Annotated in this window: 20 protein-coding genes and 2 pseudogenes; 14 read left to right on the forward strand and 8 right to left on the reverse strand. The window is 58.7% G+C overall.

Annotated elements, in window-relative coordinates; translation table 11 throughout:
* Positions 1-116 precede the first annotated feature (116 nt).
* Positions 117-1,040 carry a thioredoxin-disulfide reductase gene (gene trxB / locus P8Z34_04740; protein MEJ2549971.1) on the forward strand — a complete coding sequence of 308 codons (924 nt, stop codon included), beginning with the start codon at positions 117-119 and terminating at the stop codon, positions 1,038-1,040.
* 32 nt (positions 1,041-1,072) lie between these two features.
* Here trxB and rdgB read toward each other — a convergent pair whose 3' ends face one another.
* Positions 1,073-1,663 carry an RdgB/HAM1 family non-canonical purine NTP pyrophosphatase gene (gene rdgB / locus P8Z34_04745; protein MEJ2549972.1) on the reverse strand — a complete coding sequence of 197 codons (591 nt, stop codon included), beginning with the start codon at positions 1,661-1,663 and terminating at the stop codon, positions 1,073-1,075.
* A 178-nt stretch (positions 1,664-1,841) separates the two neighbouring features.
* On the opposite strand from rdgB, the gene P8Z34_04750 reads away from it, so the two are divergent.
* From P8Z34_04750 to rpoD, 3 genes and pseudogenes are all read left to right on the forward strand, one after another.
* On the forward strand, positions 1,842-2,384 hold the full coding sequence (locus tag P8Z34_04750) for a DUF177 domain-containing protein (GenBank protein MEJ2549973.1): 543 nt from the start codon (positions 1,842-1,844) through the stop codon (positions 2,382-2,384).
* A gap of 72 nt (positions 2,385-2,456) precedes the next feature.
* Positions 2,457-2,651, forward strand: a pseudogene (locus P8Z34_04755) (RNA polymerase sigma factor region1.1 domain-containing protein).
* 54 nt (positions 2,652-2,705) lie between these two features.
* A pseudogene (gene rpoD, locus P8Z34_04760) lies at positions 2,706-3,632 on the forward strand (RNA polymerase sigma factor RpoD).
* A gap of 131 nt (positions 3,633-3,763) precedes the next feature.
* On the opposite strand, the gene P8Z34_04765 reads toward rpoD, so the two are convergent.
* Together P8Z34_04765 and P8Z34_04770 are read right to left on the reverse strand one after the other, a co-directional pair.
* Entirely contained in the window at positions 3,764-4,015 is a 252-nt protein-coding gene (locus tag P8Z34_04765) for a hypothetical protein (protein ID MEJ2549974.1), read from the reverse strand.
* Complete coding sequence (locus P8Z34_04770) at positions 4,012-4,482, reverse strand: CinA family protein (protein MEJ2549975.1); 471 nt, start codon at positions 4,480-4,482, stop codon at positions 4,012-4,014. The genes P8Z34_04765 and P8Z34_04770 overlap by 4 nt, the downstream gene beginning before the upstream one ends.
* A 96-nt stretch (positions 4,483-4,578) precedes the next feature.
* Between P8Z34_04770 and xseA the strand changes: the two genes are divergently transcribed.
* Positions 4,579-5,826, forward strand: a complete 1,248-nt coding sequence (gene xseA / locus P8Z34_04775; protein ID MEJ2549976.1) for an exodeoxyribonuclease VII large subunit — start codon at positions 4,579-4,581, stop codon at positions 5,824-5,826.
* 91 nt (positions 5,827-5,917) lie between these two features.
* Here xseA and P8Z34_04780 read toward each other — a convergent pair whose 3' ends face one another.
* Positions 5,918-7,555 carry a hypothetical protein gene (locus P8Z34_04780; GenBank protein ID MEJ2549977.1) on the reverse strand — a complete coding sequence of 546 codons (1,638 nt, stop codon included), beginning with the start codon at positions 7,553-7,555 and terminating at the stop codon, positions 5,918-5,920.
* Between the two features lie 116 nt (positions 7,556-7,671).
* Here P8Z34_04780 and xseB point away from each other — a divergent pair, with 116 nt between their 5' ends.
* Positions 7,672-7,923, forward strand: coding sequence for an exodeoxyribonuclease VII small subunit (gene xseB / locus P8Z34_04785; protein MEJ2549978.1), 252 nt, complete (start codon positions 7,672-7,674; stop codon positions 7,921-7,923).
* Between the two features lie 42 nt (positions 7,924-7,965).
* Positions 7,966-8,901, forward strand: a complete 936-nt coding sequence (locus P8Z34_04790; GenBank protein MEJ2549979.1) for a hypothetical protein — start codon at positions 7,966-7,968, stop codon at positions 8,899-8,901.
* An 11-nt stretch (positions 8,902-8,912) separates the two neighbouring features.
* On the opposite strand, the gene murJ is transcribed toward P8Z34_04790, so the two are convergent.
* Positions 8,913-10,484: a murein biosynthesis integral membrane protein MurJ gene (gene murJ / locus P8Z34_04795; protein ID MEJ2549980.1), complete on the reverse strand. Its 1,572-nt coding sequence runs from the start codon at positions 10,482-10,484 to the stop codon at positions 8,913-8,915.
* 166 nt (positions 10,485-10,650) lie between these two features.
* On the opposite strand from murJ, the gene P8Z34_04800 reads away from it, so the two are divergent.
* The 7 genes from P8Z34_04800 (at position 10,651) to P8Z34_04830 (ending at position 20,136) form a co-directional block, all read left to right on the forward strand.
* Complete coding sequence (locus P8Z34_04800; protein MEJ2549981.1) at positions 10,651-11,403, forward strand: class I SAM-dependent methyltransferase; 753 nt, start codon at positions 10,651-10,653, stop codon at positions 11,401-11,403.
* A gap of 32 nt (positions 11,404-11,435) precedes the next feature.
* The gene (locus P8Z34_04805; GenBank protein ID MEJ2549982.1) at positions 11,436-14,756 is read left to right on the forward strand and encodes a TIGR00341 family protein; all 3,321 of its coding nucleotides are present in this window, start codon (positions 11,436-11,438) and stop codon (positions 14,754-14,756) included.
* A gap of 294 nt (positions 14,757-15,050) precedes the next feature.
* The gene (locus tag P8Z34_04810) at positions 15,051-15,650 is read left to right on the forward strand and encodes a class I SAM-dependent methyltransferase (GenBank protein MEJ2549983.1); all 600 of its coding nucleotides are present in this window, start codon (positions 15,051-15,053) and stop codon (positions 15,648-15,650) included.
* A 64-nt stretch (positions 15,651-15,714) separates the two neighbouring features.
* A complete protein-coding gene (locus tag P8Z34_04815) occupies positions 15,715-17,259 on the forward strand; it encodes an L-lactate permease (protein MEJ2549984.1) in 1,545 nt (514 codons plus the stop codon).
* Positions 17,260-17,332: 73 nt separating this feature from the next.
* A complete protein-coding gene (locus P8Z34_04820) occupies positions 17,333-18,355 on the forward strand; it encodes a D-2-hydroxyacid dehydrogenase (protein MEJ2549985.1) in 1,023 nt (340 codons plus the stop codon).
* Between the two features lie 9 nt (positions 18,356-18,364).
* Positions 18,365-19,111, forward strand: a complete 747-nt coding sequence (locus P8Z34_04825; GenBank protein MEJ2549986.1) for an HAD family hydrolase — start codon at positions 18,365-18,367, stop codon at positions 19,109-19,111.
* Between the two features lie 137 nt (positions 19,112-19,248).
* Positions 19,249-20,136: a toast rack family protein gene (locus tag P8Z34_04830; protein MEJ2549987.1), complete on the forward strand. Its 888-nt coding sequence runs from the start codon at positions 19,249-19,251 to the stop codon at positions 20,134-20,136.
* Between the two features lie 75 nt (positions 20,137-20,211).
* Here P8Z34_04830 and P8Z34_04835 read toward each other — a convergent pair whose 3' ends face one another.
* The 3 genes from P8Z34_04835 to P8Z34_04845 all read right to left on the reverse strand — a co-directional run.
* Positions 20,212-21,795 carry a CapA family protein gene (locus P8Z34_04835; GenBank protein ID MEJ2549988.1) on the reverse strand — a complete coding sequence of 528 codons (1,584 nt, stop codon included), beginning with the start codon at positions 21,793-21,795 and terminating at the stop codon, positions 20,212-20,214.
* A 130-nt stretch (positions 21,796-21,925) separates the two neighbouring features.
* Positions 21,926-23,254, reverse strand: a complete 1,329-nt coding sequence (locus P8Z34_04840; protein MEJ2549989.1) for a VWA domain-containing protein — start codon at positions 23,252-23,254, stop codon at positions 21,926-21,928.
* 151 nt (positions 23,255-23,405) lie between these two features.
* The coding region (locus P8Z34_04845) for a sortase (protein MEJ2549990.1) at positions 23,406-24,899 on the reverse strand (1,494 nt) is incomplete at its 5' end.

A 24,899-nucleotide genomic window follows, 5' to 3' on the forward strand; every position in this document is an offset into this window, starting at 1 on the left:
ATCCGTGAGTGCATACAGCGTACAACACACTGCGAAATGGGCTTTGGGGAAATTTGTGGATTATGCTGGTATGCTGTAGATATCATTCATACTACGATAGATAAAGCGAGGCGCGAATGCAGAAGGAAAAAGTCATCATCATCGGATCGGGGCCTGCCGGCATGACCGCGGCACTCTACACGGCGCGAGCCCAATTGGAACCCCTCGTGATTACCGGCAGCCTGCTGGGCGGCCAGATCTCACTCACCAGCGAAGTTGAAAATTATCCCGGCTTTCCCGAGGGCACAACCGGACCGGAACTGGTGGAACTGATGCAGAAACAAGCCGAACGCTTCGGGGCGCGCTTCGTGATGGACGAGGTAGCCGAAGTCGATTTCAACCAGGGAGCCCCCTTTCGCATCAAAACACTCGAAGAAGAGTATGAAGCGGAAGCGGCCATCGTCTGTATGGGCGCGTCCCCCAAACGGCTCGGCGTACCCGGAGAAGATGAAATGATCGGGCGCGGCGTGTCGTACTGCGCGACGTGCGACGGTTTTTTCTTCCGCGATAAAGACGTCGTCGTGGTCGGTGGCGGCGACAGCGCCCTGGAAGAAGGACTATTCCTGACCCGCTTCGCGAATCGAGTACGCATCATCCATCGGCGCGACGAACTCCGTGCCGGCGAGGCCTTGAAACGGCGCGCCTTCGCAAACGAAAAAATCAGCTTTATCTGGGACACGGTGGTCGAGGAAATTCAAGGGAACGGCAAGGTGCAAAAGGTGCGCCTGCGCAACGTGAAGTCGAACGCCACGAGCGAGCTGGAAACGGATGGAGTCTTTATCTTCATCGGCCATTATCCCAACTCCGATCTCTTCAAGGGCAAGCTGGAAATGGATAAGGTGGGCTATCTGCTCACCGATGCGCGGATGATGACCAGCACTGCGGGGGTCTTCGCCGCGGGCGAGATTCAAGACGCCGTCTTCCGCCAGATTGCCACATCGGTCGGACAAGGCTGTGCGGCAGCGATGATGACCGAACGCTGGCTCGAGGCACGGGAATGATTCCGGAGTAAAATCCCCGAACAGCCGCTTCGTCAAATCCCCATTCTTCGTTTCAAGATCGGCAGCATTTCGCGCATCGCGTGGGCGCGGTGACTTACTCGATTCTTCTGGCGCACGGGCAACTCCGCCATCGTCTGGTCTGTGTCTTGCACCAGAAAAATGGGATCGTATCCGAAACCGTGCTCTCCCCGCTCCTCGGGGATGATCTCGCCCGGGCACGCCCCTGTGGCGATATCGGTCGACCCCTCGGGATCGGCGAGAGCCAGCGTGCAGTAAAAACGAGCCCGCCACGGTCTGGGGTGGGGTTGCAGCAGTTGGAGCAGGTAGCGGCGCCTGTCGGCGTCCGACCCGCCAACGATGCGTGCGGAAAATTTTCCAGGCGCACCGTGTAAGGCTTCGACCTCCAACCCGCTATCGTCGGCGAGCGCGTAGAGACCCGAGGCGCGTGCAAAAGCCAGGGCCTTCTTAATGGCGTTCGCGGCGTAGTCCTCGCCCGTTTCCTCTACGTGCAGTTCGAGGCCGAGGGCTGCGGGTTCGACGAGCGAAAGGGGTAGATTTTCAAGCAGCGCATGCAATTCGCGCAGCTTTCCGGGATTGTTACTTGCGATCAGCAGGGACGACATGTGCCACGCTCCATGTGTTTTTGGCTACTCGAACAGTACTAAACCGCCACATATATGGGTTATATTAACACAACACCATATATATGGGGTACATTTTTCAAAAAATACTTTGTTATGTTTAGTATTAGCGCGCCGGCTTGACCTCGATTGCTACTTATGTTATAATGCGGGAGCTTTTTTGGTATTACGTTTGCAAGGTGGTGCACAACTGAACCTTCGTCATCCGTTGCGGCTTAATGTCGGGTTCTTGTTGAACGAGAGCATCGGCTGCAGTCGCAACGTTGAATATAACGTCGACAGCGCTCAACTCGGCGAAGACTTGAAGGTGAATGCGCTTCAAGGTTCACTCGACCTCACGCGGACAAGTCTGGGAATCCTGGTCGAAGGGTCGCTGCAGGGAAAATTGAGTCTCGAATGTGTGCGTTGTTTGAGTTCTTTCGATCAAAATCTCACCGGCGTCTTCGAAGATCTTTTTATCTACCCTGCCAGTCGTGCGGATGATCCCTTGCTCGCCATCCCCGAAACCGCCGTTCTCGACCTGACACCCGTCCTGCGTGAGTACCTGTTGTTGGACGTGCCGATTCAACCGCTTTGTCGTCCAGATTGCAAGGGCCTCTGCCCAATTTGTGGAGAATTGATCACCGACAAGAAATGCGATCATCACCAAGACGAGATCGACCCTCGCTTTGAGGTGTTGAGAGCATTGCTGCCAAAGTCGTAACCGACGTTAGGTTGTCCTGACACACATCAAGCCGATAAGTTCTTCTCCTGTACTGCCGCCAGGAGGGCATCCATGAGTGTATCTAAGGATCGGTGGGAAAAACGAGAAGCCTTCGCCGCCCTGCTAGAAAAGGGGGATTTCCAGGGATATATCACCATGCGCGATATCTTCCGCGTTTTCCCGGAAGCTGAAGACATCGAAGAGCGCATCGAACGATTGCAGACTTTTTTCCAGAGCGCTGGAATCGAAGTATTCGAAGAACAAACCCAGGTTCCGGAGCATTTCCAACAAGAAACATCTGTGGACGGCAACCACGGTATTGACCTCAGCGCCATTTCGAGTGACGACACCGTGGGCCTTTATTTAAAGGAAATGGCACGCGTCCCGCTGCTCAACACGGAGGAAGAGGTCGACCTGGCCAAGCGCATCGAGCAGGGCAACAAAGCCGAGGAGCGCCTGCTGAAATCCAACGGGAAATGCAGCGCCCAAAAGCGCAGCGAACTTCAGGCGTACGTTCAAGATGCGCTGGCCGCCCGCGATCACCTGATCAAAGCCAACACGCGCCTCGTGGTCAGTATCGCCAAACGCTACATGGGGCGAGGCGTCCCGTTCCTCGACCTGATCCAGGAAGGCAACCTGGGTTTGATGAAGGCAGTGGAAAAATTCGATTATCACCGCGGATACCGCTTCAGCACCTACGCCACCTGGTGGATCCGCCAGACGATCACCCGCGCCATCGCCGATCAGGGCCGTACGATTCGCGTCCCCGTCCACATGTCCGACCGTATCCGCCGACTTTATAAAGTGGCCCGCCAGCTCGAACAAGAGTTGGGGCGAAAACCGACACCCGAGGAAATCGCCCGCGTGCTCGATGTCGATCCCCGCAAGGTGCAGTGGATGATGCGCGTCTCATGGAGACCCCTCTCGCTGGAAAGCCCGGTCGGGGAGGAAGAAGACACTGAACTCGGTTCCTTCGTCGAGGACGACACCACCCCGACACCGACGCAGAGCGCATATCAAAACCTGCTGCGCGAGAAGGTCGAGGAAGTTCTGAGTACGCTCAGCCCGCGCGAGGCGCGAATACTGCGGCTGCGCTTCGGCCTGCACAACGGCAGACCCTACACCCTGGAAGAGGTGGGCCAAAAATTCGGCTTGACGCGAGAGCGCATCCGCCAAATCGAGGGTAAAGCCCTGCGCAGGCTGCGGCACCCCCGCCGCTCACGCCAACTGCGCGATTACCTGAGTTGACGAGCGGCTCACAGCCGAAGACGAACTTTCATTAAAATAGAACGGTCCCGCCATCGACTAATTCTACGGCGGGGCCGATTTGTTTAAGTCCTGGAATGCTGCTGGATGCAGCCCGGGACGATTCGCCCCGCTCACACACGCATGTGTTTGCCGCCGAGATCCTCGGGCCGGCGGCATAAAAGCCATACGCAATCCGCCTGGCGATAGGCCAGTTCATACACCTTCTCGTCCGCAGACATTACCAGGAAATGTACTTCCCCATCTTGCTCCCAGCGCCGCCCAAGGGAAGCGATGGCCACGCGCTCGTCGTTCCACAGGAAAGCCAGGGGACGAATCGACCCGTCGGTTTCAAATTTCGCCTCGACGGCAATGGGATAACTCATTCCAGTTCCTCCAGGTAATCCCACAATAAACGTAGCGCCGCCGTGGCGGACTGCGCCTTGTTCGCCGCACGATCCCCGTCCCATACATGGCGTTCCACACGCGTGCCCATCGAACCACTGACGCCGACGAAGGTCAATCCAACCGGTTTCTCTTCCGTACCGCCGCCCGGACCGGCGAGCCCCGTCACGGAGACGCCGATGTCGGCCTCCAGCGCCCGGCGTGCCCCCTGGGCCATCTCGCGCGCCGTTTCTTCGCTGACCGCGCCGTCGCGATCGAGCACTTCCTGGCTCACGCCCAGCAGCCGTATTTTGGTCTTGTTGGCGTAGGCCACGATGCCGCCCAAAAAATAATCGGACGACCCGGGTACGTTGGTGATGCGGTGCGCGATCAAACCCGCCGTGCAGGATTCGGCCGTCGCCAGAGTCAACTTGCGCCGCCGCAAACTCTCTCCGATTTGCCTTTCCAAGCTGTTTTCCATCATCCTCACACCGGCCTTTCACCTCTACCGCTCATTATACCCGCATGGGTTGACAGCCAGACGCCCGTTCGGTATGCTTCGCGCGTGGAACAATTCTCGCTCTTTGGCCTGGAATCGCAGATCTGGACCGTCGTCGATCTGACGCGCTACATTCGCCAATCTCTGGAGAGCGACTACCGCCTGGGAGATCTCTGGGTCTCCGGAGAAGTCTCCAACGTATCTCGACCTTCCTCCGGCCACCTCTATTTCACACTCAAAGACGAGCAGGCTTCGCTCCGCTGCGTCATGTGGCGCTCCGAGGTCTCCACACAGACCTATCTTCCGCAGGACGGCGACTCGATCGAAGTCCACGGGCACATCAGCGTCTACGAGGCCGGGGGACAATATCAGCTGTATGCGGACGAACTGCAGAAAGCGGGTGAAGGTGCGTTGTATCAGCGCTTCCTGCGTCTCAAGGCGCGTTTGGAATCCGAAGGCTTGTTCGACGCCTCCCGCAAGCGGGAACTCCCGCCCTGGCCGGAACGGCTGGGGATCGTCACCTCGCCGACGGGCGCAGCGCTGCAGGATGTGCTCAACGTCCTGCGCCGGCGCTTCCCGCTCACGACGGTCATCCTGGCGCCAACCCCCGTCCAGGGAGACGAAGCACCTGCGGGGATCATCGGCGCGCTGCAGGCGTTGAACCAGTACGGACGGGTGGACGTCATCCTGCTCGTGCGCGGCGGAGGCTCGATCGAAGACCTGTGGGCGTTCAACGACGAAGGCGTGGCGCAGGCGATCGCCGCCTCGCAGGTCCCCGTGGTCGCCGGTATCGGACACGCCTCGGATCTCGTCATTGCGGATCTCGTTGCAGACGTGCATGCCCCGACTCCTTCGGCGGCAGCCGAGATAGCAACCCCGGACCGGGAGACTCTGGCCCAGGCGCTGCACGATCTTCTCCTCGAACTCGGGCAAGTCTTTGGCGAGCGGCTTTTGGTTTTGCGTGACAAATTATCCCGTCTCACGCGAGCGCTGCAGCTTGCCTCCCCGCGGGCAAAGATAGCCGGCGCACGGCAGCGGGTGGACGAATTGAGCGCACGCGCGCTGGCCGAAATGCGCCACGCGTTGGCGCTGCGCCGGTCTGCGGTGAAAGGGACGCTGAACACGCTGCGCGCCGTGGGGCCCGAATCCGTGCTGTCCCGAGGCTACGCCATCGTCCGGCGCGCCGCCGACGACAAAATTGTCCGTTCGACGCACCAGGTTGCCGTGGGCGACTCCTTGAATCTGCGCCTGCTCGACGGCACGATCGGCGCCACCACCGACCGCATCGAGCCTTCCCCCGAGGAAGAAGAATAACCCCCCTATCGAGTCGCTGGAATACCCTTTGCAAGCGCCATGATCCGTGTGGAATCGCAGGCACAGGAGAGATGCCGAGCAATGCTTTTCGCTACTCAGAAGCCGTGGTCACATCGAGGAAGTTGAAAGGCTGACTCCACGTGGAGTAGTAACTTCGATCAGGCAGTAAAGGCAAATCCGCCCCGAAATAATGGGCAAAGATCAGACGGAACGAATTCACCGGGGTAATCGTTGAAGGCAGTTGATCTTCGGGATATCCGGGCAGGAAATAGGCGTTGAGAATCCCCAATCGCTCCTGCATGTTGGTGTTCGCCGCCGATTCGTAGTCCAACTGCATCCCCGGGCCATGATCGCCCTGCAAGATGATGATCGGCGGCCGCTCGCTGCGTGCGAGTATCGATAAGATCATCTTCTCCACCCGGCCATTCAGGTAAGCGAGTTGATCGCGGTAACCGCTGCGATATTCCTCCTGCGTGCCGGGGAACGCGTCCCCGTCCATAAAGCTGAAGCGGAAGTGGTGGTGGATTTCCTCACCATCCGGGCCGAAAACGAAAGGCGGATGGGGAATGACGATGTGGGCGAAGACGAATTTCGGCGCGGACAAATCGACTGCCTCGGGAATGTTATCCAGCAGATAATTTACGAGATCCCGGTGACTTTGATATCCGGGATAATACGTCGGAGCGCCCAACCCGCTGGCGAGCGCCTGCACTGCGGGAAGCGCACTGGTCTCCATCAGCAGCCCCTCGAGGGGAGTGACCGCACGCTGCGGCGCGGCGAAATAGCGATCGGCGTTATCCAACTCGGTCGGTCGATAGCCGGAGTCGAATGCGACGATTTGGTAGCCCTGCTTTTCCAAATAATCGCGGACGGTATTGGAGCGAATCATGCGCATCAAAGCGAGGCGAGCATCCGCACCGGCGTCGGACGTCGAGAGCAACTTGTCGAGATACTCAACGTTGAGCGAGGAGGCCAGTGAAAGGCTGGTCTGGACGTAGTTGCTTCGGCTCTGTCCGGCAACGAAAAATCCCTGAGACTCCAGAAAATCCAGGAACGACTGGTTGTCAAAGGCGTAGAACGTCTCGAGCACATCCGCCCGGCCGTATCCATCCAGGATGATGTAGTAAATATCGGGCTTGGAACTCGCAGCGGTATCGCCGGCTTGGGTCTCGATCGACCGGGGCATCGGCCACGCTTTCCTTCGTTCGAACTCGAAACGGACGAGCTGCGCCAGCGGCAGAAAGAGTGTGACCAGTGCCATCCCCGTCATCAGGCGCCCAATCGATTCCCAATTCAGCCGCGAACGCAGGATGCCCAAAACGATGATGATGAAGAGCAATATCCAAACACCACCCAGCAGCCAATGGTTGCCGATTAAGCCCAGGCGTGAGAAGAGATTGAAGGAGGATTGCGTGACCAACCCGTAATACACGTGTCCGTAGGAAAAAAACAGGAGTATGAAAAGCGAGCACAGCATGGCGCAGCGCTGTTTGTCCCCGATCCACCTTTGCAGCACGAGCAGCGCGAGCAACGTCCCCAGGACCAAAATAAGCAGCGCACGCACGCCGGCAAGCGGGCTGATCTCCGGCGCGTTGTGGGCCATCAGGGAAACCATCGGCACCGCAGCAAAAATCACCGGATGCGTCACCCAGCGATTTGCGAGCCAACGATAGGCCGACTTCAGCCTGGTAAAGACGGCCTGTTTGGATCGCTGCCGGGATTCATTCATGCCGGATTCCACCATGTCCCTCGTTTCGCATGCGAACGACTGTCCTTCGGGCAGTCATTCTAGTATAAAATGCAAAGGGGTGCATTCACAGCGATCGTTCGACTCAGGAGAGGAACATGGCGAAAGAAAAGACTGCGGATCAGTTGAGTTACGAAGAGGCATTTGAGGAATTGGAATCGATCGTCGAGCAGTTACAAACTGCGGACTTAGCCTTGGAGAAGGCACTTTCTCTGTTCGAACGCGGCCAGGCTCTTTCTGCACGCTGCAACGAATTGCTCGAAGAGGCGCAGTTGAAGCTCCGTCAATTGGTGCCCGACGAAACGGGAGGCTACGTCGAAGCGGATTCGATCGACGACGGTGAAAACTGAAGTGTCGACACGCCGCGAACGATAGCGAGGATGTTAAACGATATGCAGCAGTTCCTGACGCGAAGCAGCGTCTTCGTCGACGGTGAAAAGGTGGGATACAGCACTTACAAAATCGACGCGCGCGACGACACAAGGCGGCTGAAAAACAAATTGGAAAACAAACTGGAAGGCAATCTCATCGTCTACCTGCCGGGACACGTGCAGCCGGTAGACGCTGCGCGAGAGCTGCATACCGCGATCGTACAGGCAAGCCGGGCCGGAGTTTTATGGAGCGTCGATATCGATCCACCCAAGGGCGGTGATCCGGTTAAAGCGGCGGCGTTGATCCAGATCCTGCGCCGGGAGGCACTCGGCAACCTGTTCGAAAACCCCATCCTGGCTCAGGAACATTTCAAAGTGACCGTCACCGGTTGGTCCCACGGCGGCGCCGAAGCGCTGCGTGTCGCCGAATTGGCGCCCGACACGGTCGAATGTGTGATCGCTCTTTGTACCGCGGGGCTGGATATGCTGCCCACGCCGCGATTGATCGGCCGGCTGCCACGAGAGATCGCCCGGGTCACCAGAGAGTCCTATCGAAAGCGCTTTGCAACGCTTCGGCCCAGTTTACGCTTCGGGCTACAGTTGACTCGTGGATTTGCGGCCGATCTCGTGCACACCCGCTCCCCCATGCGCCTCGTCAGCGATCTTCGATGGGTCGGCAAGAAAGTCGTCGGACCACAATACGGCTACAAAGGCAGCGTGGTCATCATCCTCAGTGAGCACGACGCTTTTTTCCATTGGCGGGAACTGTTTCCCAATTGTGCCCGGGTCGAGGATGTCGGCGAACATCTCGAGCATTACTACCAACGGAACTTCCCCAACGTAAGAGGCTTTGATTTACGCGTGCTCCCGGGAAGCCATCTTTCGCCGGAGCTTCACGCCGCGGAATATCTTCAAAACGCCCAGGAAGCGCTGGATCAAATGGGAATGGTTTTATAGAACGATCGGCTTCAGCGGGAGCGATCGATCAGAAATCCCGGAAGCTGTCGCGTTTCGGGCGAACCCAAAGCCAGCGACATCAACCAGTAGACTCCAAAACCAACCAGTGCCCCACCAATTCCAATCAGCCAGGTCGAGCGCCCCCCTGTCAGCGCCAGCCAGACCCACAGCACGAGCGACATACCCAGCGAGGCGCCGACGGTATTCAGCATGCCGTGTCCCGTCCGGGCCAGATCCAAACCACCCAGCCGCCTGTGCAAAAGCCACAGCAGCGCGGTGCACTCCAGCGTAGTGGCGAGAGAATTCGCGAGTGCCAGACCACCGTGCGGCATCCAGCCGATGCGCTCGAACAGCGCAGAAAATGCCAGGCTGAAGAGGACGTTCGAGCCCATCATCACGGCACCGACGGCGACGGGTGTGCGCGTGTCGTGCATGGCATAGAAGGCTCGAACGATGATCTCGAGCACCGAGTGGCCCACCAGGCCCACGCCCCACCAAAGCAGCGCCCAGGAGACCTGTTCGGTGGATTGTGCACCGAACGCGCCGCGCTCGAAAAGCAAAGTGACGATCGGCTTGCGCAGCAAGATCAACCCCATACTGGCCGGCAGCGCCAAAAAGAGCACACCGCGCAGCGTGTTCGAAAAGGAACGGCGCAGCTCTTCGATTTTTCCCCTGGCGAACTGCTCCGAGAATGTAGGCAGGGCAGCGATGGCCGTGGCCTGCGCGATCACCGCCTGGGGCATGAGCATCAATTGAAAGGCAAAGGTTAGCGCGCTGAGGCTGCCCTCCGGCTGCCCGGAAGCCAGGATCGTGTTGACCCAAAAATTGAGCTGTACGACGGCCACACCCAGCAGGCGGGGCATCATCAAGCGTCCCACCTCGCGCACTGCAGGCATCTCCAACCCCAGAGTGCGCTGATAGCTTGGCTTTAACATTCGCAGGGCAGGCAATTGCACGAATAAATGCAGCAATGCCCCCAAAACAGTTCCCCAGGCCAGGCCGAAAATACCCAGGGGCGGCACGAGAAACAAGACACCAAATATCAATCCGAGACGGTAGCACGCCGGTGCGAGCGCCGGCAGGGCGAAATGCTGATGGGCGTTGAGCGTCGCCATCAATATCCCGCTCAGTCCGAAAATCGCCGGCGAGAGCAGCATGATGCGCAGCAGTGAAACCGTGAGGCGGATTTGTTCGGCGTCCTTGTAACCCGGAGCCAGAATCGTACGCACCAACCACGGGGCTGCGACGGCCGCCGTCACGCTCAACACGCCCAGGATGATGAGGATCAGATTGACGACGGAGGAAGTAAGTCGCCAGCTCCCCTTGCGATCGTTTCGAGCAAGAAAACCCGTGAGCGTGGGGAGGAAAGCGGATGCGAGAGCCCCGCCTGCGATCAGGTTGAAGAGCGTCTCCGGAAGGCGGTTGGCCGTGTAAAAAGCGTCGAGTCTGGCGCCGGTGCCAAAGGCGTTGGTGATGAGTACCTGACTCGCCAGCCCCGAAAGGCTGGAGAGTGCGAAACCGATCATAACGATGCCCGCAGCACGTGTGATGCGCCGATCAGCAGATTCGTGGTTTTTACTCATGGTTTTTGATTATACAGGATGTAAAAACAATATGGGATGCACACCATAAAATAGATCCGGGTATCAGAATTCCGCTTCGCGGCGAAGCATGAGATGTATGAGGCTATAAAATGGATGCGGAAAAGGGTACACTATGCAGTAGTCGTGGGCCCGGAGGTACTCGGACATGCAAGAGCAATACGAAAAAATGGTCGACTACTACGATGCGCTCTATTCCTTCAAGGATTATCGCGAAGAAGCAGACAAACTGCATCAGCTCATCTGCAAGAATAAACGCTCGGACGGCATGGCACTGCTTGATGTTGCCTGTGGGACGGGGCAGCATCTGTTTCATCTGGAGAAACATTACCAGGTGGAGGGTTTGGATCTCAATCCGCAGATGCTGGAGATCGCTCGCCAACGCTGTGCGGAAGTGCTCTTTCACCAGGGCAACATGCTGGATTTTGAACTCGGCCGCCGCTTCGATGTGGTGACCTGCCTCTTCAGCTCGATCGGATACGTCAAAAATCTGGCAGAACTGAAGCTTGCGATAAACAACATGGCTTGCCATTTGCTTCCCGGCGGCGTGCTGATCGTAGAACCCTGGCTCAGCCCGGACAATTACATCAGCGGCGGACCGCACGCGCTTTTCGTCGATGAACCCGAACTCAAGATCGCCCGCATGAATATAAGCGAGGAGCATGACGGTGTTGCGATCCTGAACATGCACCATCTGGTTGCCAGACCGGAGGGGATAGAGTATTTTGTTGAGAGGCACGAGTTGGTCTTGTTTACCGACGAGCAATACCGTCAGGCTTTCGAGGCGAGCGGCCTGGGGTACATATTCGACCCCCATGGCCTGACGGGCAGAAATCTACTCATCGGGCTGCAGCCGATGGAGCGAGAAGCAGCCTGGCCGTACCACCACTCGGACAGATGACCGTAGACGCGTGAGAAGGATGGTCAAATTCAATGGCAGTTGAACCGGACGACTTTCTGGGTGAAATTCGCTTGGGGCGGCAGTTGTCGACGGTGTGGCAAGTCGCATCCGGCGGACTGGTGATCAGTTTCGCATTGGCATTTTTGGTCTCCGGCAGGGTGGTCTCCTTCATCGGTCTCATCTCCCCGTTCGCAACGCTGTTGACGCTGCTGGTCGTGACGTTCACGATTCTGAACATCCTCGAACTTCTCGCCGGAAGCAGCGATCACGGTGGCACGTACACATTGATACACGAAACCCTCGGGGGCTTGGGCGGTTTTATGGCCGGATGGGTGATTTTCGCCGGGAGCGTGGCATTGGCGGCAAGCTTCATACATTCCGCCGCAGGCCAAATGGCATTATTCCTTCAGTTGCCGGCGGATACCGGAATGTCCCTGGCGCTGGGTTTCTTGCTCCTGCTCGTCGTTTTCCAGATTTTCCGGCTGATCCCTCGCCGCACGTGGCTCGGTCCCATTTTGACGGTCCTGGCACTGATCGTCGCGGTGTTGATCGTCGATATATTCCTGAAATACAATCCGCACATCGACGGCGGATCGATGGATTTCATCTCCGCTGATTTCATGCGCTCTGCCGCCTGGCTATTTGTGGCCTACGGAGCGATCGAGGCGGTCATGGCTTCCCGCCGGCAGATCCGGGATGCACAGCAACGACTGCCCCGGAGTTTGTTTGCCACGCTGCTGATCGGCAGTTTGGCCATCATCGCATTCGAGTTTCTGCCCTCGGCCATTCCGCAGAGCCTGACAGCGCTGGCATTGAGCGATATGCCGTCTGCGCTGCAGCAATCCGGTTTTCTTCCCGGAAGGCTGATCTATGCGATCACCTTCCTGTTGTTCGCATTCGCGGCGAACGCTTGTTTGGTGATGGGTGCGCGGCAGTTGAACGCACTCAGCCGCCAGGGAGCACTGCCGCCGATCCTTCGTTGGCTGAGACGTCCGTTCCAGGTGCAGCCCCTCATTTTCGGTTTGATCCTGGTCATCGCCGCGCCCTTGTTGATTTGGGTGCGCATTGAATGGCTGCTGGACGCAGCCGCAGGCTTTTTCCTGGTCTCTGCATTTCTGCTGAACATCGCCGCCTTGATCAGCCGGCGCACGGAACCGAATCGTCGACGCACCCTGCAGGTACCTTTTTATCCCCTGGTTCCTTTGACCGCACTGGTTTTTTGCGCGGCCATGTGGATCGCCTTGCCCGGTGATGGATTGCTCGGAAATGCCGTTTGGGTTGCGCTGGGATTGCTGCTCTACGTCGCTTACAGCCGGATGCACCTGATCGAAGCGCAGGAAGGAGTCCTCGTTTTCCGGCGCGCGCCGGGTAGAGAGAAAAAGACAGGAGATTATCGAATTTTGGTGCCCATCAGTGCCGGGGTGGAACGGCATTGGATGCTGAGTTTGGCGACGGCGCTTGCCCATCAAACGAACGGCGAGGTGATTCCATTACAGGTCATCCCGATCGCCGACCCACTGGCTATCGCCGAAGGCGGACGCATCGCCAGCGAGCGCAACACGCTCTTTCAATGGTCCACCCGGGTTGCCGCAAAGAGCGACGTACCTACGTTTCCGATCACCCGTCTTGCACGTTCCGTACCCGACGGGATCCTGGAAACCGCCGATGAAGAAAATTGCGATCTGATCCTGCTATCCTGGGTCGTACGTACAGAACAACAAGGTGTGCACATGGGGCGCGTCCTCGATCCCGTCATTCGCCGGGCGCCGTGTGACGTTGCGGTCGCTGCGCTGCACTCCGAATACATAAACGCCATCGTTTCGGAAGCCACTTCGCGCCATTCAGAACGAGACAAGATGGAGGCCGCCGTCGATGGACCCGCTGCATTAAACATCAAAAAAATCCTTGTCCCCACGGCAGGCGGTCCGCATGCCCCATTGGCGACGCGGTTGGCCATGCTACTGGCTCACGAGTTCGACGCCTCGATGAGCGTGGTCTACGTGGCAGACCCCGATTCTACGGAAGAGCAGCTCGCGCGCGGCCATTCCTGGATCGACAAGACGATTCGGAGCATGCGCGAACAGGTAAGCCGTCTATCCAAGGCGGGAGGTCAAACGTTCGATTTCGATCAACTCCCGTTTACTCGCCAGGTGGTTGAGGCAGAAAGCGTCGTCGACGGCATTGCGCAGGCGGGTTCCGAAAACGATCTGGTCTTTATCGGCGCCTCCGAGGAAAGCTTGATCGACCAAGTCCTCTTCGGCACGATCCCGGAACTGGTCGCTCGCGTCTGTGCTACGCCGGTGTTGATGGTGAAGCGCTTTCGCGGTCTGCGGCGATTTTGGCTGCAGCGCGCCTGGGACACCATCTTCGGCGCGGTGCCGACGCTGGAGCGCCAGGAGCAGGTCGAGATATACCGCGAGGTACGGGAGGGCGCTCGCCCGGATGTGGATTTCTTCATCATGATCGGGCTTTCGGCGGTCATCGCCACTTTCGGATTGCTGCAGGACAGTACGGCAGTGATCATCGGGGCGATGCTCGTGGCGCCGCTGTTCACCCCGATATTGGCCTTCAGTTTGGGGATCGTGCAGGGTGATGTGCGCCTGCTCAGTCTGGCCGTGGAAGCGGCGATCAAAGGGATCGCATTGGCCATCGGTCTGAGCATCCTGCTCACTGCGATTTCGCCGCTGCGCACTGAGACGGCAGAAATCATGTCGCGCACGCACCCCAATCTTTTTGATCTGGCGGTCGCGCTTGCTTCCGGAGCCGCAGGTGCGTACGCCGTCGCGCGCAAGGACGTGGCAGCTGCACTGCCAGGCGTCGCCATAGCCGCCGCGTTGGTGCCCCCGTTGGGCGTCGTCGGCATTGGCCTGGCCATGGGGGAAGCGCGGACGGCCTGGGGCGGATTTCTGCTCTTCATCACCAACCTGATCGCCATCACCCTCGCCGGCTCCGTGACTTTGCTCTTGCTCGGCTTCCGTCCTTCCCCGCGAGCGATGCGCAAAGGTCATCTTCAACGCGGAATCGTAGCATCTCTCTTGCTGCTCATCGCCATCAGCATCCCCCTGGCGTCCGTCTTTATCGAGTCAGTAGAAATTTCCCACATCCGCCAAGTCGTCGGCGCAACGGTCAGGCAGCAGATGCAATCAGAAGCAGGTTATACCCTGGAAACAATGGACATCGAACTTGGCGACGCGCGAGTCGTCGATGTGTCCATAACGATCTATGCGAGTAATGAACTGAAATCCCCAATTCTGGAGGATCTCCAGAGTCAGCTGGAAGATGCACTCGGCCGTCCCATTCATCTGCAGGTCGAGAGCGTCCCGGTCGAATCCTTTGAGCTGCGTCCGAAATAGATGAATCGTCGCTGCGCCGGTCACCGGCCGGTGGATGAGAGTAAACGATCCTTGCTCGTGGTTTCGATTTTCTCTTTGAATCATGAGAGCCGGGTACGCCGGGCCCGGCTCTCTCTTAAGGAGGAGAAGAAGAGATCTACCCTTCCATATTTACTATACTGCGATCCGGTTCTTTCACGCGGGACGCTTGTCTGACGTTTAACCTACGCAATCCCTACGCTGGATCGCGATACACGCCGCCGACGCCGCCGTGTATCGACACTCACCGGCGATCGTGCATCGGGTAATCGTCGAATGGAAAACTTACAAAATTGGCTCGAGGGGATCTCCAGCGGACACGCCCTCGATCTGGGAGCCGGCGAGGGGGAATTCGCTTTGGAACTCGCAGAACGAGGTTTTCGAGTGGACGCCGTGGAAGGCGACGCCCGGGTCTACAAACACCTGGCGGCTGCCTGCCTCGACACTCCGGTTGCCGCCCATCATGCCGATGTGATGGATTTCCCCATACCACCGTCAGTCTACGACCTGATCGTCGCCCAGGCCGTGCTGCACTTCCTTCGCCCGACGCAACTCTGGACTCTGGCCGATCGACTCGTCGCAGGGCTCATTCCGGGTGGGATACTCCTGGCCGAAGTCTTTACCACGGACGATCCGGGCTGCGTGGCGTTGAAGGAATCCGGTGCAACCCAAATCGAACCCAACACCTTCCTGGCGCCCGAACCGGTTGGTTTGATTCACTACTTCGCAGCGGGGGAGCTGCGCAGGGTTTTCGCCCCGCTTGAAGTTCTCGAGTACGACGAATCGCGCCGGGCCGATCCACGATCGGAAGACGGCTTTCACGCCGGCGCATGTCTCCTGGCCAGACGCCCACGACCGGTGAAAATCGACGTTTGAAGCGTTCGGAACACAATTCGACCCCATGCTATAATGCGCCACGTTTGCAGGGTTCGTTACGAAGATGCTGCTCGATTGGTTACTGGCGATCACTCCCATCCTTCTGATCATCATTTTGATGGTTCGATTCGGATGGGGCGCCGCCATGGCCGGCCCCGCTGGCTGGGCATTAACCGTTTGTCTTGCGGCGGCGCGTTTCGGCGCCGGTATTCGGCTGCTGGCCGTGAGCCACGCCAAGGCGCTGCTGCTCGGTCTGGACGTGCTGCTCATCGTCTGGGGCGCTTTTCTCCTCTACCGTGTTTTTGACGAAGCGGGCGCGATTGCGGTCATCGGCAGGACCCTGCCGCAGTTGACCGCCGATCGCGGTATGCAGGCTTTGTTGATCGGCTGGCTTTTTGCCACCTTCCTTCAAGGAATCGGCGGTTTCGGCGTGCCTGTAGCCGTCACCGCACCCCTGCTCGTGGGCCTCGGCTTTGCGCCCCTGACGGCCGTTATCCTGCCCACGATCGGGCATGCCTGGGCCGTCACTTTCGGCTCGCTGGGTTCCTCCTTTCAGGCGCTGATCGCCGCCTCCAACCTGCCCGGCGGCACCCTGGCCGCACCGGCGGCAGCCTTGCTGGGTCTTGCCGGAATTGGTTCAGGCTTCATGGTCGCCCAGGTCGCCGATGGTTTGCGATCGGCGCGCAAATTGACGCTTCCGATTCTGACCCTCGGCGTGCTGATGGGCCTTACCCAGTTGTTCTTGGCGACCCACGGATTGTGGAACATCGCCAGCTTCGGCGCAGGGATGGTCGGCCTGCTCGCGGGCGTCACCCTGGCACGACGCTACCGCGGGGGAAGCGCGACACAAGATCGAACCCCCATCGACGCGCGCCCATTCCGGATCGCGGTATCGGGTTATCTGGTTCTGATCCTTGTCACGTTCGTCGTTCAATTCATACCCGGTGTGAACCAGCTTCTCGGCGCGATCGAGATTCGCATTGCCTTCCCCGAAACGGAGACGGCACGCGGCTTTATCACTCCCGCCGGATACGGCCGCATCATTCCGCTCCTGCGCCATGCCGGAGCGATCCTGGGTTACGCAGCGCTGATATCTTTCCTGATCTACCGCAGATACGGCCTGTACCGACCCCGCGCAGGTCGTCGGATTCTGACGGACACGGCGAGACGCTTGATTCCCTCCAGCGTGGGGATTCTCTCCATGGTCGCCATGGCCGTGGTGATGACCCACACCGGGATGACGGACGTCCTCGCGAGCGGATTGGCCTTATGGGTGGCCAGGGCATTTCCATTCCTGTCGACGTGGCTCGGCGCCTTGGGGGCCTTCATCACGGGATCGAACACCAATTCCAATTTGATCTTCGCCATGCTGCAGCGCCGGACGGCCGAATTGCTGCAATTCAACCTGCCCTGGATACTTGCCGCGCAGACGGCAGGAGCCGCCATCGGATCGGTCGTATCCCCGACCAAGATCCTGGTTGGGGTGAGCACCACACAAATGGCGAACGACGAAGGAACTGCGCTGAGGGCGATGCTGCGCTACATCTTACCGCTGCTGCTCGGCGTGGCGCTGGTTGCCTGGATCGCCATAAGCCTATCGTCTCCCTGAGGACGCCCTCCAGAGCCGCCCAAACGCAAATCGGCAGATCGTGGTTTTCCGATTACATGCCGAATGATGTACAATGGCACCCATGGACGAAGTCTACGTTCTGTTTACACTGCCGCTTGAAGATTCCCTGGTGGAGCGTATTAAAGACGTTTCGCCGCGGCTCCAGGTTAGCGTCCATCCCACCTCGTCCGGGGAGAACATTCCTGAGGACCTGCTTGCCGATGTAGAAGTACTCTACACGCTGCATGCTCTCCCGGAACCTGAGGCGGTTCCCGAACTGCGTTGGATTCAATTTCATTCGGCCGGCATCGATCACGTCATCGATCATCCACTGCTGCAAACGGACGTTCAAGTGACGACACTCAGCGGAGCGGCGGCGCCGCAGATGGCGGAGTTCGCGGTCATGTCGATGCTGGCCCTTGGTCACAAACTGCTCGACATCATCTCCGATCCCCCGGAGGAACGCTGGGGAGAAAAGCGCTATCAGCGCTATGAGCCCCTCGAACTTCGAGGGAGTACCGTTGGCATCATTGGCTACGGCAGCGTCGGGCGCGAGATCGCCCGTCTGTGCTATGCGTTCGGTGCGGACGTGCTGGCGTCCAAGCGGGATTTGAAGAATTTACAGGACACAGGGTATTGTCTGGAAGGTTTGGGAGATCCCGCCGCCGATGTTCCCAAGCGGCTGTATCCGCCGGAGGCGCTGCGCTCGATGGCCGCTTTGTGCGATTTCCTGGTGGTTACCGTCCCCTTGACGGCGGCTACACGCGGCTTGATCGGGACGGAAATTTTCGACGCGATGAAGCCCTCGACGTTCCTCATCGACGTATCACGCGGCGGCGTTGTCGATCACGGCGCTTTGCTGGAAGCGCTGAAGACGGAAAAACTCGCCGGGGCCGCATTGGACGTGTATCCGGTTGAACCCCTGCCCGATTCCAGCCCGCTTTGGGAAATGCCAAACGTGATCCTGTCGCCCCACATCGCCGGTTCTTCGGCCGTCTACGATGAGCGGGCGATGGATTTGTTTGCGGAGAATCTCTTCCGTTATCTTTCCGATCGACCGCTGTTGAATTTGTATCGTTCGGACTTGACTTACTGAGGCGCGCGCATGATACGAGGGGTCATTTTTGATTTTGGCTCGACGTTGATCGCCTTCCGCGGTGAAGCGAGTGAGGTGCGCGCCCTTGCCACGCGGGCGATGGTGAAAAAACTAAACGAGGAAAGCGTCCGCCTTGACAATGACGTGTTTATCCAGCGCTTTTACGAATTGCTCGAGACAAGCTTTGCGGCACGTGAGGCTTCGAACATCGAAATCTCATCCATGTCCGTTTTACGTCTCGTACTGACCGAGTTTGGCTATGCGGCTGTCGCAGACGAAACGCTCGAACATGCGTTGGCGTGTTTCTACAAGCATTTCGAAGATCACTGGGAACCGATGTCCGATCTACTCGCAGTGCTCGATGAAATTCATGAAGCCGACTACCGTCTTGGCATGATCTCAAACGCCGGCAATGCTGCCAACGTACAACGTCTGATCGATAAAGCCGGCATCCGGAAATATTTCGATCCCGTCCTGATCTCCTCTGAAGTTGGCCTGCGCAAACCGCACAGACTGCTGTTCGAAACCGTGCTCCGCAGATGGCAGCTCCCCGCCGAGCAGGTGGTAATGATCGGAGACATGTTGAAAGCGGACGTACTTGGCGCCCAGCAGGTCGGTATGCATCAGATCTGGATTACGGCTGAAGCGGACAACGAAAACAACCACCAACACGCTGTTGACATCGTGCCCGAAGCAACGGCGAAAATCCTGCGCGATGTTCCCGCACTGATCCGAAGTCTAACTTCCCGGGGATAGCCCAACTGGAACGTCAGAGCTCACAATCTCGCTTCTTCCGGTTCCGAAAGACGCAGCACAGCGTACAACCCTGTCCTCTGCGGGACGTATAGATGATGGAACGAAACATTTCTAGAAGAGTTTTCGTGGAGGCTACCATGCGGAAAACCGCATTTCTACTCGTTGGAATCACGGCATCGCTGGCGACGCTGGCCTGTAGTTTCAACTTTTTACCGCTGCGCACCAGCATACGGATGGATAAACTCGAGACCGGTCCGACGGTTGCCGAAGAGGTGGAAATTCCCGTACCCGATGCGGAGGTCAAGACCAGTCTCGAGATCCTCATGGGCGCCGGCGAATTGTACGTTCGCCCGGGAGCCGAGAATGCACTTCTCCAGGGCACGGTCAGCTACAACGTCGAAGAGTTCGCCCCACACATCATCACTGAATACGGATATATCCAGCTGCGGCAGGGAGAAGAAGAATCGGGTGAATACACTTTCCCCGATATCAGCGGAGACGTGGAAAACACCTGGGATTTACGTTTGGGGGACGAAGCAATGGAATTGATCCTCACCGTTGGCGCCTCGCGCAGCGATATCGAACTGGGCGGTCTGGCCATCAACGATCTGCGTGTGACGCAGGGGGCATCCGACTTCGAGCTGTCCTTTTCGGAAGCGAACAGGATTGAAATGTCCACCTTGCGCTTCACGGGCGGCGCTTCGGATGCGGAACTGAACGGGTTGGCCAACGCAAATGCCCGGGATATTTTCTTCACCGGCGGCGCTGGCCGCTATACGTTAGATTTCAGCGGTGATTTACAGGACGACATGTACGTGAAGATCGAAGCGGGTCTGGGAGAGGTGATCATCATCGTCCCTGAGGGAATCGCTGGGAGAATCGAATTCGAGGGTGCCCTGGCGGATGTCGATGCGTATGATGATTGGCACCGCTCCGGAGACACGTATACGCTCGAAGGAACGGGCGCCAGGATCACCTTCGAGATCTCCATGGGTCTTGGCAGTCTGCAGCTGCGCAACTGGTGACGCTCAACGAGCGTATCGACGGCAGTGATCGGTATGGACGGGCGCTTCGCCCGTCCTTTCGATTCTTTCCCAGGATCAGGGTAACGCAGCGCCCTTCGTCTCGCTGTATATCATGGATAGAATCTCGTCCGCTTCTTCCGCGGTGGCCAACCTGGGACGGCCTTCGTCCGTCAGCATCATAGGCACGACTTCGATTTCCCGCACGCCGCCTGAATCCAGCCAAACATTGAGTAATGCGGTTTGGTAAATGTCTCCGTCGTCGAAGACGAAGTTGCCCAATCCGTACACGATCACACCCTGATTGTAAAATTCAATCCCCTGCAGGACGTGCGCGTGATGGCCCAGAACGAGATCGGCGCCGGCGTCGATCGCCGTGTGGGCGGCAGTCACCTGCGGTAGGCTGGGCTGGACCACGTATTCGTAACCGCTGTGCAGCAGTACGACAACGATGTCGGCGAGCGGCCGCACGGCGGCGATGTCCGCCCGCATCTGCTCGGGATCGGCCCAGGACACGCCGGGCTGATTCTGCGTGGCCGTCCAGGAACGTGCGTCAAAACCGCGCACCTCGACCGGTACGTCTACGTAGGACAGAAATGCGATGTTCGTTCCGTTCGCGGTCAGGATGACCGGTGCAGCGGCGGCAGCCGCATCTTCCCCCGCGCCCACGGATTGGACGTGGTTTTTCTCCAGCAGAGAGATTGCGTCCAGTAGCGCTTCGGGACCATAGTCCATGGCGTGGTTGTTTGCCAGCGAAAGCAGGTCGAAGCCCGCGATGGCGAACGACCGTGCGGCTTCCGCAGGGGCGCGGAACGTGTAGCCCTTGTCGACCGGCGCACCCTGCTCCCCCATGGCACATTCGAGATTCCCTACGGTGACGTCCGCCGTGGAGAGAAAATCGAAAACCAGTTCGAACGGAAAGATCGGATTGCCGTTCGCAATTCTCTCGCCGATGCGCCTGTCCAGCATGACGTCGCCCACGGCAACCAGGTGCGTGGCCGCATCGAATCCAAGGCGGCCGGCGATCAACGATCCGATCTCCGCAGCCTCCGCTTCGAAGCCCTGCACCGAGATCACGCTCCATCTCTGTCTCAGTGGATATTCAGCATCACCGGGATGTGCGCCATCGACCGTCAGCGATTTGAGTTTTGGGGTCATGTCCACCCAATCCAGGACCGCAACGAACGGAGAAGGTTCTAGGCGCATTTCCTGCGCCTGCTCCAGGGAGACATCTTCCCACGCCGAGGTGAACGGGACCGCCAGGGCCAGAACACGTTCGCCTGCGGGCACACCTTCATCGCCGGGGACGAGCGCCAGATCGGTAACGCCTCGATCCAGCCACTGGCCAGGGTCGTCGTCCACCATGAGCTGCCACCTGTCTGGTGAATCCAATGCGGCAATCGCCTGCTCGGCCAGACCGGCCCAACGCTCCGGAACGACCATCCGGACCGGTTCGGGACTCGGCGTGATCGTGAAGGTCGATGTTGGGGAGGAGATTGCCTGCGCAAACGGCTCTGTCGCCGCTGCGAGTGTACTCGAAGGAAATGGGTCCGGCGTTGAACCGCCCGCAACCTTCGCCGCACATGCGTTGACGAACGCGCCAAGCAGGACGGCCAGCAAGAGCGCGCGCAGATACGTTGGAAGTTTGATCGTTCGCAACATTACCTTGCATTGTATCCTTCTTTATCTGATACCGCGAAAAAGCACTTTCGTGCAGCCATAAGAACAGAAAAGACTCCCTGGAACGAAATTGCTCCCAGGGAGTCGCAATGCAGATTCCGCTTTACGACGATTATTGAGAGAACGTCAGAGGAGCGAGTTCTTCCTCGATCATGCGAACCACCAATTCGTCGAGCGAGAGCACGCTGTAATCATCGACGTGATGGGTCGTGTCGTCTCCGGGCGCCCCGCCGGCGCCGTAGGTGAGGAAGAGGAATTTGCCGCTGCTGATCTGGGCCAACTGGCGGAAAACATATTCGCCCTGATCGTCCAAACCGCTGGACGCCAGCGGATAGATCTTGATCCCCATTTCGGCCGCGGCGAAGACGTCCGCCGCGTAGTCGTAATCCTGGGCGTAATCGAGATGGGGCGGTGCATCGGCCAGGAGAAAGATCAAACTGACCGTGGCCTCGCCGCGCCACTCCGGCAGGTGAATGGCGTTGTGCAATCCCTCGTTGAGGCTTTCCGGATAATCTCCACCACCGTCGGCCCGGACCCGGGCAAGCTCTTCGGTGAAAGCCGCCACGTCGGGCGTGAAGTCAAACGTGCGGCTGACAAACAGGTCCCCTCGATCGCGGTAGATGGTCATCCCAAAACGCACGTTGGGATTCGACGGCAGTGCTTCGATCTGCTCGGAAACGGCGATCATGTTTTCCTTCAACTGTGCAATCTCGTCACTCATACTGCCTGTGGCATCAATCAGGAAGTGCACGTCGAGGCGTAGCGGCTGCGTGGACGATTCGGCGTCGAGCGTGACGGCGTGTTCCAGGTCTTCCCGGTCCATGACTTGGGAAACTTCCCGGCCATCTTTGGCCACAACGATCTCCAGTTTTTCGAGATCGGACTCCGGGTAAGCGTTGGGAAAGAACAACACGCTTCCGTCGCTGTGAGTCGTGAGCCGGGCGAGGCGGTCGCCATTCTCGTCGAGGACGGTCACTTCCGCCCCAAGCACGGGCTGCCCTTGCGCGTTGGAGACGGTAATGGTGTGTCGACCGGTGACATCGACATCGTGGACGTCGATCCCCCACTCCGTAAAACGCAGTCGATAGAGCAGGTAGTCGTCCCATTCGGCGTTGTCATCCACACTGCCCGCCCGCAGGTTCGGCGCCTGGCTGCCGCTGGCAGGTTCACTTTCCAGCTTAACCGCACCAACGGCGGCTTCTTCCAGCTCGACCGGCGGTTCAGCGGCGGGAAGTTCGGCGAAGGAATCTGCCCCGGCAGCCACACCTTCGGCAGCCGGCTCAGCCGAATCGCTCCATCCTGCTTCCCCGTCCCAGTCGATCCATCCCCCGCCCTCTTTTCCGCTCGACCCAACGAGTGGGTCCATCACGCTGCAAGCCCCGAGGCCAAGGGTGAGGATCATCAGGATGTACGTCCAACGTATATCGGCTTTGTTCTTCATCGGGTTCTCCTCTCTTCAGGGAGATGGATCATGATCGGATGTGATCTTTAGACGCAGAAGGATCAGGCTTTGTTCCCGGGGAACAAAGCCTGGCGATTGGATACGAGTCACGTTCGAGGATGCGAATTGAGACTGCAGAACTTGCGATTGATTAAGGTTGGGGTTCCACGCTGACCAGAACGGCCCGCACGACGGTGCGCCAACGGTAGGTTCCGCTTTGCTCGTCGAAACCGCCGCAGGTGATCAAGGTGACCCAATCCAGATCTTCGTGGCCGAGTGACGACGTGTCCTCGGGGTGGACCCAGCTCACTTCACGCACGGAATAAACGTAGCGCATACCAAAGAAATGGATGACGACCTCGTCTCCCCAGGAGAGGCGGCCGAGATTTGCAAACGGTCCGGGCAATCCGGAGGGCAGCGTCACGTGGCCGGTGATGGCGGTGTTGCCCTGCCAGGTTGGGAATGCCGTTCCTTGAAGATAGCCGGCGTCGCCCCACAACCAGCTTACGTCCCACCCGCTCTCGGTCTTCGGGACGCCAACGATGGGGATGTCGACGTCTAATTTTGGAATTTCGAGTCCGAGCGTAAAGTAACTCTTGTACCGTTCGCTCTGCGACTGCGCGGGCAGCGAAGTCACCACGCCGGGTGCAAAGCCCGTTTCCGGCAGTCCCCCTGGTTCGAAGATGTTCAGGAAGAAATCATCGTCGTTGTTGGTCAGATCTTCGTCCAACGAGGAAGTCGTCAAACCGACGCTGTTGGTGCCGCCCGGAGGTTCGCCCAAAGCGTTCACTTGGGTGGTGACGGTGATGGTGTAGAAATCGGTGGACGACACGGTGCCCATGTCGATCGTGACCGTGTTGCCGGCGATGGTGACGGGTTGTCCCTCGTCCGGCACTATCGTCACGCCGATGACGTCCAGGAAGACGGGCAGGGTGTCGACGACTTCCACATCGAGCGCATCTGTGTTGCCCTCGTTTTCCACCGTAATGGTGAAGACCACGATGTCACCCACGGAAGCCGTAGCCGGATCGCCGGTCTTGGTCAGCGCGGGGTCGATAATCGTGGCCACCGTGACGCTGGCGTCGTCCTCGTCGTCCTCCGATTGATCGCCGTCATCGTTGTCTGGTGTGGAATCGGGATCGTAGAGACCGCTGGCGATCACCTGGGCGACGTTGGTGGAAGTGCCAACGACATCGACGGTGGCCTGGAAGGTGAGGATGGCGCTCGTGCCACTCGCCAGGGAATTTACGTCCCAGGTCAATACCGGAACGGCAGAGTCGTCGTTGCTATCACCACCGGTGATACTGCTCGGAACGTACGTCAAGCCGGCCGGTATGACGTCTTCGACAACGATGTTGGTGGCCGTGTCCGGACCCGAGTTGTTCAGCGTAAGGGTGAAAATGACCGTGTCGCCGAGATCGGGCGAGGTGTCGTTGACGATCTTGACCAGGCTGAGATCCGCGGACGGCAGCTGGTAGCCGAAGTCCGAGTCGTTGTAGTCTTCCCCGGCGGTCAATCCGGTGACAGCATCGGGGTCCGTGCCGCCGGTCAAGACGTAGCCGGTGAGCACCCCGCCGGTGTCGGTCACGTCGACGATGTAGTCCCCGGCGGACAATCCGCTGAAGTCGTACGCACCGCCGCCTGC

The sequence above is a fragment of the Anaerolineales bacterium genome (genome assembly GCA_037382465.1).
In the GTDB taxonomy this organism is placed as follows: Bacteria; Chloroflexota; Anaerolineae; order Anaerolineales; family E44-bin32; genus WVZH01.